A 13662-nucleotide genomic window follows, 5' to 3' on the forward strand; every position below is an offset into this window, starting at 1 on the left:
GAGATCCAGTTGAATGGCAAAAGCAAAAAGACAAGCAAGCGGCTATAGATTCCGGATCTTCGCTTAGGATAACACCGAGGGCGCTGCTATGCCTGAAGCCAACCAAACCGCAGAACCTGCAAAAAAACCGACTATGAACACAAAAAACCCCGCTGATTTCTCAGCGGGGTTTTAGAAACCATAGAGGCCGAAGAGTAAATCTTACTCTGCAGAACCTTTAGCTTCAGCAGCTTTTTCAGCAGCTTTTGCAGCTTTTGCAGCATTAGCAGCCGCACGAGCTTCTTCGTTAAGGCGCTTTGCGCGTACGTTGGTAGCTTCAACGATACGTGCGGACTTACCGCGACGCTCACGCAGGTAGTAAAGCTTCGCACGACGGACTTTACCGCGGCGAATGATTTCCACGCCTTCAAGCATTGGGCTGAAGATTGGGAATACACGCTCTACACCTTCGCCGTAAGAAATCTTACGAACGGTGAAGCTTTCGTTGATGCCGCCGCCGGAGCGTGCGATGCATACGCCTTCGTAGGCCTGCACACGAGTACGAGTACCTTCGGTAACGCGTACGAGAACACGTAGCGTATCACCTGGAGAGAACTCAGGAAGCGTACGCTTCTCTTCGATGCGAGCCATTTCTTCGGCGTCGAGCTGCTCAATGATATTCATGGCAGTTTCTTCCATTTTAAATATTGGTCAGAGCGTCCCTCAATGGTCGAGCCACCGGGACGTGTTCACCAAACCTTGGCATTATGCCGGGAAGTGAAGTGGAACTAGGACCCTAGCGGCAAACGCCAGACAGAATCCACTCCAGTCGGCGCGGGTTTAGCCGATTTTTGAAGGTTTGTCATGAAAAAAGTGTAGAAAACCCGCTATCCACGGCTATTTTCTAGGTAATCCTTCCAGAGATCAGGCCGTCTTTCTTGAGTAATCTTTTCAGACATCTCAAGGCGCCACTGATCAATCAGTTTATGATTACCACTTTTAAGAATAGATGGGACTTCCTGCCCTTCAAATTCGACAGGCCGCGTATAATGTGGGTGCTCAAGTAAACCATTCTCAAAGCTTTCAGATTCGCCGCTCTCTTTATTTCCCATAACACCGGGAAGAAGGCGGACAATGCTGTCCAAAACCACGTGAGCAGCAACTTCTCCTCCTGAGAGAATGTAGTCGCCAATAGACACTTCCTCGAGCTGGCGCCCTTCTATGACGCGCTCATCAACACCTTCAAAACGACCGCAGACGATAATCACACCCGGTCCATCAGCCAGTTCACGAGCTTTTGCCTGCGTAAACGGCTTTCCGCGCGGGCTCATAAGCAACCGTGGACGCGTATCCTCGTCCTCAGTCACATCATCAATCGCCTTGCCCAGAATATCAGGCCGCAAAACCATACCAGCGCCACCGCCAGCAGGCGTGTCATCAACCGAGCGATGCTTATCAGTCGCGTAATCGCGAATGTTGTTCGCTGTAAGAGACCAATCCCCGCGCTCCAACGCACGTCCAGACATGCTCATTGCCAGATTTCCCGGAAACATCTCAGGATACAGCGTCAAGATGGATGCACGAAAGGTCATAGGATACCCGTTGCTCAAGTTAGGTCAGTCTCTGGAATGTATTTTGATGCACAAACTGCAAAAATCACGCTGATGATCTCAGCAATGTCTGCATCTGATAATGCGAAAAATCAGCCTGCTTCTGGCTTAGAGCCATCTTCGGGTTCTTTTTCACCTTCATCATAAAAGCCTTCGGGAGCATGGACCTCCACATATCCCTCTTTGAGGTCAATGGTAGGAACAACAGCTTTTGTGAATGGGAACATAAGAGAATTGCCGCTCTTCGGGGCAACTTCAATCAAATCACCTGCGCCAAAGTTCAAAAGAGCCAACACAGTTCCAATTGCCTCACCCTTCTCATCAATGGCTTTTAGGCCAATGAGATCAGTGTGATAGAACTCGTCTTCGTCTTCTGTTTCAGGCAGTTTTTCGCGAGCGATATAAAGCTTCATCCCATTGAGGACTTCTGCTTCATTGCGGGTATTCACGCCCTCAAACTTGGTAACCACCACAGTTTTTTGAATGCGAGCCTTCTTAACTTTAAATTTGCGGCTACCGTCAGCACTTTCGAGCTTACCATAATCGCCAAAAGAAAGCGGGTCATCACCAAATGGTTTGACCCGCACTTCTCCACGTATGCCGTGAGCAGCCCCGATCTGAGCCATTAGAATGCGGTCTTCAGGCTTGTTTGCCATTGCCGGCGTCTCCTTCTCAGATCGGGTATGCTTATATTATTCGGAAGCTGGTGCTTCTGCAGCTGCTTCTTCAGCAGCAGCTTTTGCTTCAGCTTCTGCTGCCAGCTTCTCGTCAAGACGCTCTTGAGCTTTCTTGCCGAGTTTCGCTTTATTTGGGTTGTTGCGTGGCTCACGCTTCATCAGGCCAGCAGCGTCCAGGAAACGCAGAACGCGGTCAGTAGGCTGTGCGCCATGACCAAGCCAATGCTTGATGCGCTCTTCATTCAGCTCAACGCGGTTGTCAGCATCTTTAGGAAGCATTGGGTTGTAACGACCAACGATTTCGATGAAACGACCGTCGCGTGGGGAGCGAACGTCTGCAATTACGACACGGTAGAAAGGACGCTTTTTAGTGCCACCGCGTGCGAGGCGAATTTTAGTAGCCATTGTTTATTTACTCCTAGGTATTCAGTCTGTGCTGTGTTCAGCAGCAATAGCTTCATGATGCCGAATGACTTCCTTCACGATGAAGTTCAGGAATTTTTCAGCAAAGTCAGGATCAAGATTGGCCTCAGCCGCGAGACGGCGCAGACGCTCAATCTGAAGTTTTTCACGGGCCGTGTCAGCCGGTGGAAGACCATGGGTAGCTTTCAGCTCCCCAACAGCCTGTGTGCAACGAAATCGTTCAGCCAACATATGCACCAGAGCAGCGTCAATGTTGTCGATGCTGGAGCGAAGTCCACCAAGGATCGCCTTGGCTTCTTCAGTTTTGTCGATCTCGCTCAATTACTTTTTCCCCTTGCCGAGCCCTGGCAAACCAGATGCTCCACCAAGACCGGGCAATTTAGGGCCGCCAGCTCCTGGCAATCCCCCGGGAAGCCCACCACCCGGTAATCCTTTAGGCATTTCCATGCCGCCCGGCAGCTGACCGGATTTGGCCATCTGCTCAAGCGCTTTAGGGTCGATGTTCGGCATTCCGCCGCCCATGCCTGGCATACCGCCACCCATAGCGCCCATCATCTTGCCGAGCATGCCCTTGCCTTTGCCCTTACCCATGGCCTTCATCATATCGGCCATCTGGCGGTGCATTTTCAAAAGCTTATTAACTTCAGCGACCTGCACACCAGAACCTGCAGCAATACGCTTCTTACGGCTTGCTTTAAGCAGTTCAGGCTTGGCACGCTCTTTCTTGGTCATAGAGGAGATGATCGCCATCTGGCGTTTGAACATGTTCTCATCAAGGTTGGCGGAAGCAAGCTGCTTCTTCATTTTGCCAACACCCGGAAGCATGCCCATCATGCCGGACATTCCGCCCATCTTTTCCATCTGCTTCAGCTGTTCAGAAAGATCGTTCAGGTCAAAGTGACCCTTCTGCATCTTCCGAGCCATCTCTGCGGCTTTTTCCGCATCAATCGCTTCAGCAGCCTTTTCAACGAGCGAAACAATGTCGCCCATTCCAAGAATGCGATCAGCAATACGCTTTGGATGGAAATCTTCGAGCTCATCAGATTTTTCACCGGTACCAATCAGTTTGATCGGTTTGCCGGTAACAGCACGCATGGAAAGAGCCGCGCCACCGCGACCATCACCATCCATACGGGTGAGCATGATACCAGTGATAGAGCAGCGCTCATCAAAGCTCTTCGCCAGATTAACGGCATCCTGACCAGTCAGAGCATCGGCAACAAGCAGAATTTCATGTGGGTTGGACGCAGCTTTAATCTGCTCCATCTCCAGCATAAGAGGCTCATCAATATGGCCACGACCCGCTGTATCAAGCATGACCACATCATAACCGCCAAGCTTCGCTGCATTCAGCGCCCGCTTTGCGATATCAACTGGCTGCTGCCCTTCGATGATAGGAAGCGTGTCAACTTGGTTCTGTTCACCCAGAACCTTCAACTGCTCTTGCGCTGCCGGACGGCGCGTATCAAGAGAAGCCATCAGAACTTTGCGCTTATCGCGCTGTGTCAGACGACGTGCAATCTTGCCGGTTGCAGTGGTTTTACCCGCACCCTGCAGACCAACCATCATGATGCAAACCGGAGCCGGGGCATTCAGGTCGATCGGATGAGATTCCTCACCGAGCATCTCAATAAGCTGGTCATGCACGATCTTAACGACCATCTGACCCGGCTTAATGGACTTAACAACCTCAGCGCCAACAGCGCGGTGTTTCACCTTGTCGACAAAAGAACGCACGATCGGCAGCGCCACATCAGCCTCAATGAGCGCGCGGCGAACTTCGCGCAGCGCTTCATTAACATCGGATTCAGAAAGCGCACCGCGTTTTGTGAGCTTATCTAGAATGCCGCCTAGGCGATCTGACAGATTATCGAACATGTCGTTCCTTTAAAATCTCGTTTCTGCACAAACACCTGAAGAAAACCAACTGGTGTCGTACACTCGTTCCTAGTGAATTTGGTGTCACTAAGCCAAAATTGCCACGGCAAATCAAATGCACATAGCAAAAAATCACCCGAGGGCGCAACGCGCTGTCGGGTGTTGACTTCTGGGATCTCTTTATACCTTTTCGGGTCCCAGTCAGTGGCTCCAGTATTCACATAGAAGGAGTTAGGTCGGGTATCTACGAGAATACAGGTGCCGAGTCAAGCAAAACCGCCATTTGTTGGAGATTGTATAAGCTTGGATAAAAAGGAAAACTCACAGATGCACCAGGTTTCCTGCCAAGCTGGCTCACAATCAGCCAAAAAAGAGGCGATTTAACGATGCTGTTCCGAAAGAACTATCTGTTTTTGCTGTCTCTTATTGTTTTGATCATCGGCTTCCTGCTCTATTGGGCCAACACCTATGTGTCCCCCTCTATCACGTTCAATCCAAGCGATATTGGCGAAGACCCTGAAGCATACATTGCACGGGTCGAAAGCCGCTTTACAGATATTAAGCCCGGTCTCGAAAAGCAAATCATCTGGCAAAATCCAGACACCAAAGCCAAAACGGATTATGCCGTTGTCTACATACACGGCTTTTCTGCCAGCAAAGATGAGATCAGACCCGTTCCCGATCTCGTTGCCAGCTCCATTCAGGCCAACCTCTATTACACACGGCTTCCCGGTCACGCCCGTACACCTGCTGCTATGGGAGAACCGAAGGTCGATGACTACTTCAATGCTTTGGCAGAAGCGCTCACAATTGGGAAAGCCATTGGCAACAAAGTCATAGTTATCAGCACCTCATTCGGAGGTTCTCTAACAGCATGGATGGATCTGACTGATCATTCTCTAAAGGAGGACGTAGAAGCAATCGTCCTCATCTCTCCCGTTTTTGAACTGGCCGCAGCAGGAACCTCCCTGCTCACATATCCGCTTGCAGAGTACTACACCCCAATCATCGTGGGCCGTTACCGGGTCGCTGATCCGAATGCCAACTTTGAGGAGATCTACGCGTGGACCAACGCCTATCCGGCAACCGCCTTGCTTCCTCTTGCTGAAACGGTCAAACTCGTGGGCAGTCTGGATGCAGCGAACGCAACCATCCCAACCATGTTCATCTACGATATCCGTGACGAAACCTCAGATGAGCACACCACAGCGAAGTTCTTCGAAAACTGGGGCGCACCAAAGCACCGCCTCCTCATAACCGAGTCCGCAGGCAACCATCACGTCATCGCAGGCGACATCATCAATCCGGAAAACAACCTCCTCGTCTCCAACGGTATCATCGAGTGGCTTGGCTCCAGAGGCGTACCCACTGTCTACTCTCAATAAAACTTCCTGATGCTCTGATTTGATATTTCAACCCAAGCTGGAATAAGCTGGTGCCGCTAAGGAACAAAGGCACCCCATATGCTCTTTCGATATTTTATTTTTGTAGTACTGATTTTACTCGTAGGAGGCACAATTGCCTTCATGACAGGCCCAAGAGAACCACGCGATACAGAGATCACCTTCAAACCCGAAATTATGGGTAATGATCTCGAAGTGTATCTTTCAGAGAGTGAGGCCAAGTTTCAGGATATTCGTTCTGACACGGCCAAAGAGATCATCTGGCTCAATGGTAAGAAGAACAGCAAAACACCTCTTTCAATCATTTACGTTCACGGCTTTTCCGCCAGCAAACATGAGATCCGCCCTGTACCCGACCGCGTTGCAAATGAGATGGGCGCCAATCTTTTCTTCACCCGCCTGACTGGCCATGGCCGCTCGGGTGAAGCGATGGCAGAAGCCTCATTGAACGACTGGGTCAACGATCTCGCTGAAGCGGTCGAAATTGGCCGGCGCATTGGTGAAAAGACAATCATAATGTCCACCTCAACCGGTGGCTCACTTGCAGCCTGGCTCGCCATGCAGGACCATCCGCTGAAAGATGATGTGGCCGCGATGGTGTTTGTCTCACCAAACTTCGGTGTCAAAGCAGCAGGCGGCTTCTTGCTAGATATGCCGTTAGCAAGGCACTATGTGCCTCTGATCATTGGCAAAACCCGTTCTTCATCGAAGGCTCCGTCTAAAGAAGAGCAGATGGGCTGGACGATCAGTTATCCAAGTGTAGCCCTCCTCCCAATGGCAACAGCAATCTCTGTGTTGCAAGAGCAAGACCCGGCGAAAGCAAGCGTACCTGCCCTGTTCATCTACAGCGAAAAAGATGAAACCATCGACGCAGCACTCACCAATATCGCCTATGAAAAATGGGGTGCACCAAAACAGCGTCTGCTTATCGAAAGCTCAGGTGACGACAACAACCACGTCATCGCAGGCGACATCATCAGCCCACAAAACAACGATCTCGTGGTCTCCACCACAGTCCAATGGCTGAGCGATCAACTACTTTAATACAAACAAAAAACGGGCGAGAAATCCCTCGCCCGTTCAAAAACTCAATATTTTCAGTGATGCTTACTGCGAATAATCGCGTGCACCAAATACCGCAGAACCGACACGAACATGTGTTGCGCCATGTTGAACAGCAATCGGATAATCAGAAGACATGCCCATGGAGAGCTTTTCCAGGCCGTTCCGCTTTGCGATTTTCTCTAGCAACGCGAAATGCATGCCCGGCGCTTCGTCAACAGGCGGAATACACATCAGGCCTTCAATCTCCAGCCCATATTCATCACGACACTTCGCGATAAACGCATCCGCTTCCTTTGGAGGAATACCAGCCTTCTGGTCTTCTTCCCCGGTATTAACTTGAATAAACAGCTTTGGCGCTTTGCTTTGCTTGTCCATCTCAACTTTCAGCGCTTTTGCAATCTTGTCGCGGTCCACAGTGTGGATCACGTCAAAGGTCTGAATAGCTTCTTTCGCTTTGTTAGACTGAAGCGGGCCGATCAGATGCAACTCAACACCTTCAAACTCCTCACGAAGCCCAGGCCATTTGCCCATCGCTTCCTGAACCCGGTTTTCACCAAACACACGCTGTCCAGCTTCTAAAACCGGCTTAATATCTGAAGATTCGAATGTTTTTGAGACTGCAATCAACGTTACAGAGCCGTTCGGACGTTCAACATCCGCCTCAGCTTTTCCGATGTTTTCCTTAACCTCTTTAAGGCGAAGTGCAGCAGCGTCACTCATTCCTAACTCCAGCGAAAAATCCATATTGGAGACATGAAATGCGCTCCCTAAGGTCTAAAAGCAAGAGTAGTTACACATCATTGAGAAATTTCTGACAAATCTTCTTGGTTTTTCCTCTGTCTACCGCTTGACCAAGCTGGCAATTTCTGGTGACAGTCCGAGCAAACCTAATTTGCTTGATCAGGGCAAAAATCAAACACACGGCGGAATAAATGGCTACGGATAGGTATAATGCACGCGCAACGGAAGCGCGCTGGCAAAAAGTATGGGACGAAAAGAACGTCTTCGAGACGGACAACGATGATCCGCGCGAAAAATACTACGTACTAGAGATGTTCCCTTACCCATCCGGTCGACTACACATGGGGCACGTGCGCAACTACTCCATGGGTGACGTGGTTGCGCGCTTCAAACGCGCACGCGGCTACAACGTTTTGCACCCTATGGGTTGGGATGCATTCGGCATGCCTGCAGAAAACGCAGCGGCTGAAAAGAAGGTTCACCCAAAGGGCTGGACCTACGACAACATTGCAGCAATGCGCGGTCAGCTGAAAACAATCGGCCTGTCGTTTGACTGGAGCCGCGAATTCGCAACCTGCGATGAAAGTTACTACGCACAGCAGCAGGCGCTGTTCCTGGACTTCTTGGAAGCTGGCTTGGTTTACCGCAAAAACGCAAAGGTAAACTGGGATCCGGTCGACATGACCGTTCTGGCAAACGAACAGGTGATCGACGGCAAAGGCTGGCGCTCTGGCGCAGAAGTTGAACAGAAAGACCTGACCCAGTGGTTCTTCAAGATCTCTGATCATTCCGAAGAGCTGTTGGAAGCAATCGACACTCTGACTGAATGGCCTGAAAAAGTTCGTCTCATGCAGAAGAACTGGATCGGTAAATCTGTTGGTCTGAAAGTCAATTTCGAGTTCACCGAAACCGCTCCAACCGGTGATGAGACTCTGGAGATCTTCACGACCCGTCCAGACACGCTGTACGGCGCGTCCTTCATGGGCCTGTCACCAGATCATCCAATTACGCAGAAACTGGCTGAATACAACGCAGAACTGCAGGAGTTCATTGCTGAATGTCGCCGTATTGGCACGACAGCTGAAGCAATTGAAACCGCAGAAAAGCTTGGCTTCGACACTGGCCTGCGCGTCAAACATCCGCTGGATCCATCTTGGGAGCTGCCAGTCTACGTGGCAAACTTCATCCTGATGGACTATGGCACAGGCGCGATCTTCGCATGTCCTGCACACGACCAGCGCGATTTGGACTTCGCCCACAAGTACAAGCTGCCAGTCAAAGCAGTTGTGCTGCCAGAAGGTGAAGACCCATCCACATTCGACGTTGGTACCGAAGCTTATACCGGCGAAGGCTCCATCTTTAATTCCGAGTTCATGGACGGCATGTCCATCGAGGATGCGAAGAATGCTGTTTCTGACAAGTTGGAAGCGCAAAAAGCCAAAGGCAAACAGCAGGCACACCGCGAGACCAACTACCGTCTGCGTGACTGGGGTATCTCCCGTCAGCGCTACTGGGGTTGTCCGATCCCTGTCATCCACTGTGATGACTGTGGTGTTCAGCCAGCGCCAAAAGAAAGCCTGCCAATCGTTCTGCCGGAAGACGTCACGTTCGACCGTCCGGGTAACCCGCTGGATCGCCACCCAACATGGCGCAATGTGAAATGCCCATGCTGTGGCAAGGATGCTCAGCGTGAAACCGACACCATGGATACCTTCGTAGATTCCTCATGGTACTTCGCGCGCTTCACCGATCCAAAGAACAGCAATCCGACCGATCCAAAGGTTGCTTCTGAGTGGCTGCCAGTTGATCAGTACATCGGTGGCATCGAGCACGCGATCCTGCACCTGCTCTATTCCCGCTTCTTTGCACGCGCCATGCAGATCACCAAGCATCTGGATGTGAAAGAGCCATTCAAGGGCCTCTTCACACAGGGCATGGTGAACCATGAGACTTACAAAGACCCTGATGGAAAATGGGTAACACCAGCTGAGATCAACATCATCAGCACCGAAGGAGACAGAAAGGCCGTTCACGCAGAAACCGGCGCTCCTGTCACCATTGGTTCCATCGAAAAGATGTCCAAGTCGAAGAAGAACGTTGTTGACCCAACCGATATCATCGACACTTACGGCGCTGATACAGCACGCCTCTTCGTGCTGTCTGACAGCCCGCCAGAGCGTGACATCATCTGGACAGAAGACGGCGTAATCGGCGCATGGCGTCACGTACAGCGCGTATGGCGTATCATTGGTGAAGTCTCTGAAAAGACCGAAGCCAACATCGCAAAGCCTGCTGAGTTCAGTGATGAAGCAACAGCCCTGCGCCGTGCTTCTCATAAAACTCTGGCTGCCATCACAAAAGACTTTGATGGCCTTGGCTTCAACCGTGCTGTTGCGCGTCTTTATGAGTTCACCAACGCGATCAGCAAGGCGCTTCAGTCAGACCTGTCCAAACCGGATATGGCATATGCTCTGCGCGAAGCAACTGGTTTCCTCCTGCAACTCATGGAACCAATCACACCTCACCTTTCTGAGGAATGCTGGTCCATGCTTGGCAACGAAGGACTGGTATCCACATCAAACTGGCCAGCTATCGAAGAAGATCTACTGGTAGAAAGCACCATTACGCTTCCGATTCAAATCAATGGGAAGAAAAAAGGTGAACTTTCTGTAGCAAGAGACTCTTCCAAAGAGCAGGTAGAAGAAGCTACTCTGGCACATGAGGCTGTTCAAAAAGCTTTGGATGGCAAGGCCCCACGTAAAATCATCGTGGTACCTCAGAGGATTGTAAATGTCGTTGTTTGATCGCCCTGCTAAATCAGGTCGCCCTTCCCGCCGGGTTCTACTCGGCGGGGCAACAATTGTTGCGGGTGCACTTCTTCTTTCTGGCTGCCAGTTCCGTCCACTCTATGGCGTTAGTCCAACGCTGCTAGCAGATGGTACAGAGCAGACCCAGACCGTCCAGGCTCAAATGGCGGCAATCTCCATGAAGTTCCCAGGTTATGGGGATTCTGGATCTATCAAGCATATCAATCAGGTCTTGCGCAATCAGCTGATTTTCGCGTTCACCCGTGGTGGTGATGCTCTACCGCCGAAGTATCGTTTGGAAATCCTGACAGACAAACGCCGTGCTGAAGTGGGTGTTGAACAGCTGGCCGACGTGCCAACCGCATACAACATCACCGTCAACACCAGCTTCGTTCTGGCAGATATCCAGACGGATCGTACGCTCTACACTGGTCGCTCTTTTGCCTCTGCATCCTTTGACTTTTCCAGTCAGCGCTTTGCAAACCTGAGAGCAGAACGAGACGCAGAAGACCGCGCTGCCAAAGTTGTCGCTGCAGACATCAACACCCGCATCGCAAGCTTCTTTGCAACACATCCCGTAGAGCCAGCAGAGCCTGTAGAATAGGACCACTATGGTAGCCCTCAAAGCTGCTGAAATTGACCGGTACATCGCCAACCCGCCAGATTCCGTAAACCTCATTCTTGTTTATGGACCAGACACCGGGTTGGTGAATGAGCGGGCACAAGCACTCATCTCCAAAGCAGCCTCCGAGAATGATGATCCATTCTCCCAAGTCAAACTGGATGCTGCTGATATCGCTGCAGACCCAAGTCGGCTGATAGATGAGGCGCTGACAATCCCTCTCTTTGGTGGTCGCCGCACAATCTGGGTTCGCGAAAACGGCACCAAGAGCGTGCTGCCTGCAGTTGACCCACTCCTCAAAAACAACGACTTTTCTGCTTTCATCGTGATTGAAGCCGGTGATCTGAAAAAGACAGCAGGTCTGCGCAAGAAGATTGAAGCCAGCAAAACCGCTGTCGCCATCCCCTGCTTTGCAGATACGGCCCGCGATGTAGATCATCTGATTGATGAAGAAACCCAATCAGCAAACCTGCAAATCAGCAAAGAAGCCCGTATGGCGCTTCACACTCTGCTCGGTGCTGACCGCATTGCTAGCCGCGGAGAACTCAAGAAGCTATGCCTCTACGCGATGAATGACAATCGCATCGAGGTTCATCATGTCGAAGAAATCATCGGCGATGCCTCTGCCTTCGCCATGGATGAACTAATCGACGCTGCAGCATTGGGTGACACGATCACATTGGACCACGGCCTGGAGCGCCTCTCAGCCTCAGGGACGGATGTTGGCGTGATAGCCTCTCAAGCTCTCAGACATTTCCAAATGCTCCACCTGTGCCGCTTAAAAGCCAACCAACGCATTGCTGTAGAAGATGTTATTGGCGGCGTGCGTCCTCCGATCTTCTGGAAACGCCGTTCGAAGATTGTCAGACAGGTTGAGATCTGGAATGAGGACTTTCTGGAACGCGCTCTGACCCGCCTAAATGATGCTGTTAAAGAAGCCCGCTTCAACGCCAATCTCTCAACTGCGATTGTGTCTCATACCCTTTTGGCCATTGCTCAGGTAGCTAAAGCCTCAAACAGACGCCGATAAACACGCGGAAGGTGGGACGCCACCTTCCCAGCCTATTTCTGTATTTTTTCAAAACTAAATCTCAGGCCAAACTAATATGTTCCAGACACTTTTACATTGGATAAAACTGAAATTTTCTAGACACGAACTGTGGGCAATAAATTTTGGATTAGGCCTTCCCTTTCTTTCACTTTTTGGAGTTGTATCCTTGTGGGTCTGGCTATTCATTCCAATGATCCCAATTGGTGTTTTCCTCGCATTACTGATGAAAAACTTCCCATTAGTAGGCTCACTGCTGAACCTCCTCATTGCCGTTCCAGTCATGTTAGTTTTCGCTTACTGGTTTTTTAGATGGTACTTCATCTGCCTAACCTTGATGTTCGGTCGCCGAAAAATGGCAGAAAAGAAAAAAGAGGAAGTCGTTGCCAGAATTGAGAAACTTCTTTCAACGCAGAGATGAGTTCGTTTCTTATCCGAATCTAAAAAAAGGCCGCGCCTCAGTTAAGAGACGCGGCCTTTTCTATAATTCCTAAAGCAGAAACAATCAGTTCTGAATGCCCAGCAAACGACAGACTTCGTCCAATTGCTCCACATTCTTGTACTTGATCTTAAGCTCACCAGTGCCCTTTTCAGTCTTGTGAGCAATAGCCACCTTAAGACCCAGACCATCAGCCAGACGCTTTTCTAACGCGCGTGTATCCGCATCCTTCTCAGGCTTCGGAGCGGCCTCTTTTTTCTGGAACAAGTCAGGGTTCTGAGCCAGACGCTCTGCATCACGAACTGTAAGCCCCTTCTCCACGATCAGCTCAGCCAAAGCCGCAGGATCTTCTGCAGTGATCAATGCACGTGCATGACCAGCAGTGAGAAGCCCTTCTGCAAGATAGTCCTTCACTGAATTTGGCAGTTTCAGCAAACGCAGTGTATTGGCCACATGGCTCCGGCTCTTACCGATAACCTTGGAGAGCTCAACCTGGCTGTAAGAAAATTCTTCGATCAGCTGATCATAACCCAACGCTTCTTCGATAGGATTCAGGTCTGCACGCTGAACATTCTCGATGATCGCAAGTTCCAGCGCTTCCTGATCAGTCACCTCACGGATAACAACAGGCGCATCATGCAAACCAGCCTTTTGAGCTGCACGCCAACGACGCTCACCAGCAATGATCTCGAAATGACCCGGCTTATTCGGACGAGGACGCACCAGAATTGGCTGCACAATCCCCTTCTGACGAACGGATTCGGTCAGGTTGTTCAGATCATCTTCTACAAATGATTTGCGTGGGTTACGTGGGTTCGGCTGAAGGTACTCAATCGGCACCTTCCGCACATCACGGTTACGTTCTGGAGTGGAGACAGCTGGCTCTGAGTTTACGTCACCCAACAGCGTTGCAAGGCCGCGCCCTAGTCGCTTATTGGTACGCCCTGCTTCCTCAGTTTTCGCCATTTCA

The 13662-nt window shown here is 50.7% G+C and carries 14 protein-coding genes; 6 read left to right on the forward strand and 8 right to left on the reverse strand.

Annotation, left to right across the window (positions count from 1 at the left end):
* Positions 1 to 201: 201 nt before the first annotated feature.
* The 6 genes from rplS to ffh form a co-directional block, all read right to left on the reverse strand.
* Entirely contained in the window at positions 202 to 663 is a 462-nt protein-coding gene (rplS, locus tag PsAD26_RS27555; RefSeq protein WP_063286463.1) for a 50S ribosomal protein L19, read from the reverse strand.
* 203 nt (positions 664 to 866) lie between these two features.
* Positions 867 to 1571 (reverse strand): tRNA (guanosine(37)-N1)-methyltransferase TrmD, encoded by a 705-nt coding sequence (gene trmD / locus PsAD26_RS27560; RefSeq protein WP_063312950.1) that lies wholly within the window; start codon positions 1569 to 1571, stop codon positions 867 to 869.
* A gap of 110 nt (positions 1572 to 1681) precedes the next feature.
* Positions 1682 to 2245 carry a ribosome maturation factor RimM gene (gene rimM, locus PsAD26_RS27565; protein ID WP_063294621.1) on the reverse strand — a complete coding sequence of 188 codons (564 nt, stop codon included), beginning with the start codon at positions 2243 to 2245 and terminating at the stop codon, positions 1682 to 1684.
* 36 nt (positions 2246 to 2281) lie between these two features.
* A complete protein-coding gene (gene rpsP / locus PsAD26_RS27570) occupies positions 2282 to 2671 on the reverse strand; it encodes a 30S ribosomal protein S16 (RefSeq protein WP_063291231.1) in 390 nt (129 codons plus the stop codon).
* Positions 2672 to 2692: 21 nt separating this feature from the next.
* Positions 2693 to 3010: a chorismate mutase gene (locus PsAD26_RS27575; protein ID WP_063312951.1), complete on the reverse strand. Its 318-nt coding sequence runs from the start codon at positions 3008 to 3010 to the stop codon at positions 2693 to 2695.
* Positions 3011 to 4567, reverse strand: coding sequence for a signal recognition particle protein (gene ffh, locus PsAD26_RS27580; protein ID WP_063300566.1), 1557 nt, complete (start codon positions 4565 to 4567; stop codon positions 3011 to 3013). It abuts the gene before it with no gap.
* Positions 4568 to 4953: 386 nt separating this feature from the next.
* Between ffh and PsAD26_RS27585 the strand changes: the two genes are divergently transcribed.
* Together PsAD26_RS27585 and PsAD26_RS27590 are read left to right on the forward strand one after the other, a co-directional pair.
* Positions 4954 to 5952, forward strand: a complete 999-nt coding sequence (locus PsAD26_RS27585; protein WP_063312952.1) for an alpha/beta fold hydrolase — start codon at positions 4954 to 4956, stop codon at positions 5950 to 5952.
* A gap of 141 nt (positions 5953 to 6093) precedes the next feature.
* Entirely contained in the window at positions 6094 to 7014 is a 921-nt protein-coding gene (locus PsAD26_RS27590) for an alpha/beta fold hydrolase (RefSeq protein ID WP_208985903.1), read from the forward strand.
* 63 nt (positions 7015 to 7077) lie between these two features.
* On the opposite strand, the gene PsAD26_RS27595 is transcribed toward PsAD26_RS27590, so the two are convergent.
* Positions 7078 to 7755, reverse strand: a complete 678-nt coding sequence (locus PsAD26_RS27595) for a YggS family pyridoxal phosphate-dependent enzyme (protein ID WP_063312954.1) — start codon at positions 7753 to 7755, stop codon at positions 7078 to 7080.
* A 212-nt stretch (positions 7756 to 7967) separates the two neighbouring features.
* Here PsAD26_RS27595 and leuS point away from each other — a divergent pair, with 212 nt between their 5' ends.
* From leuS to PsAD26_RS27615, 4 genes are all read left to right on the forward strand, one after another.
* Positions 7968 to 10580, forward strand: a complete 2613-nt coding sequence (leuS, locus tag PsAD26_RS27600) for a leucine--tRNA ligase (RefSeq protein ID WP_063312955.1) — start codon at positions 7968 to 7970, stop codon at positions 10578 to 10580.
* A complete protein-coding gene (gene lptE, locus PsAD26_RS27605; protein ID WP_063312956.1) occupies positions 10567 to 11187 on the forward strand; it encodes an LPS assembly lipoprotein LptE in 621 nt (206 codons plus the stop codon). Before leuS ends, lptE begins: the two co-directional genes overlap by 14 nt.
* 7 nt (positions 11188 to 11194) lie before the next feature.
* On the forward strand, positions 11195 to 12235 hold the full coding sequence (gene holA / locus PsAD26_RS27610; protein WP_063312957.1) for a DNA polymerase III subunit delta: 1041 nt from the start codon (positions 11195 to 11197) through the stop codon (positions 12233 to 12235).
* Positions 12236 to 12311: 76 nt separating this feature from the next.
* The gene (locus tag PsAD26_RS27615; RefSeq protein WP_063312958.1) at positions 12312 to 12674 is read left to right on the forward strand and encodes a hypothetical protein; all 363 of its coding nucleotides are present in this window, start codon (positions 12312 to 12314) and stop codon (positions 12672 to 12674) included.
* An 84-nt stretch (positions 12675 to 12758) separates the two neighbouring features.
* On the opposite strand, the gene PsAD26_RS27620 is transcribed toward PsAD26_RS27615, so the two are convergent.
* Positions 12759 to 13658 carry a ParB/RepB/Spo0J family partition protein gene (locus PsAD26_RS27620; protein WP_063312959.1) on the reverse strand — a complete coding sequence of 300 codons (900 nt, stop codon included), beginning with the start codon at positions 13656 to 13658 and terminating at the stop codon, positions 12759 to 12761.
* Positions 13659 to 13662 lie beyond the last annotated feature (4 nt).

This window comes from Pseudovibrio sp. Ad26 (genome assembly GCF_001623285.1).
Taxonomy (GTDB): domain Bacteria; phylum Pseudomonadota; class Alphaproteobacteria; order Rhizobiales; family Stappiaceae; genus Pseudovibrio; species Pseudovibrio ascidiaceicola.

Excerpts from the sequence above, each read along its gene's own strand:
- rplS (WP_063286463.1), bottom strand. The coding sequence starts at position 663 with ATGAATATCATTGAGCAGCTCGACGCCGAAGAAATGGCTCGCATCGAA.
- trmD (WP_063312950.1), bottom strand. The coding sequence starts at position 1,571 with ATGACCTTTCGTGCATCCATCTTGACGCTGTATCCTGAGATGTTTCCG.
- rimM (WP_063294621.1), bottom strand. The coding sequence starts at position 2,245 with ATGGCAAACAAGCCTGAAGACCGCATTCTAATGGCTCAGATCGGGGCT.
- rpsP (WP_063291231.1), bottom strand. The coding sequence starts at position 2,671 with ATGGCTACTAAAATTCGCCTCGCACGCGGTGGCACTAAAAAGCGTCCT.
- ffh (WP_063300566.1), bottom strand. The coding sequence starts at position 4,567 with ATGTTCGATAATCTGTCAGATCGCCTAGGCGGCATTCTAGATAAGCTC.
- PsAD26_RS27585 (WP_063312952.1), top strand. The coding sequence starts at position 4,954 with ATGCTGTTCCGAAAGAACTATCTGTTTTTGCTGTCTCTTATTGTTTTG.
- PsAD26_RS27590 (WP_208985903.1), top strand. The coding sequence starts at position 6,094 with ATGACAGGCCCAAGAGAACCACGCGATACAGAGATCACCTTCAAACCC.
- PsAD26_RS27595 (WP_063312954.1), bottom strand. The coding sequence starts at position 7,755 with ATGAGTGACGCTGCTGCACTTCGCCTTAAAGAGGTTAAGGAAAACATC.
- leuS (WP_063312955.1), top strand. The coding sequence starts at position 7,968 with ATGGCTACGGATAGGTATAATGCACGCGCAACGGAAGCGCGCTGGCAA.
- lptE (WP_063312956.1), top strand. The coding sequence starts at position 10,567 with ATGTCGTTGTTTGATCGCCCTGCTAAATCAGGTCGCCCTTCCCGCCGG.
- holA (WP_063312957.1), top strand. The coding sequence starts at position 11,195 with ATGGTAGCCCTCAAAGCTGCTGAAATTGACCGGTACATCGCCAACCCG.
- PsAD26_RS27615 (WP_063312958.1), top strand. The coding sequence starts at position 12,312 with ATGTTCCAGACACTTTTACATTGGATAAAACTGAAATTTTCTAGACAC.
- PsAD26_RS27620 (WP_063312959.1), bottom strand. The coding sequence starts at position 13,658 with ATGGCGAAAACTGAGGAAGCAGGGCGTACCAATAAGCGACTAGGGCGC.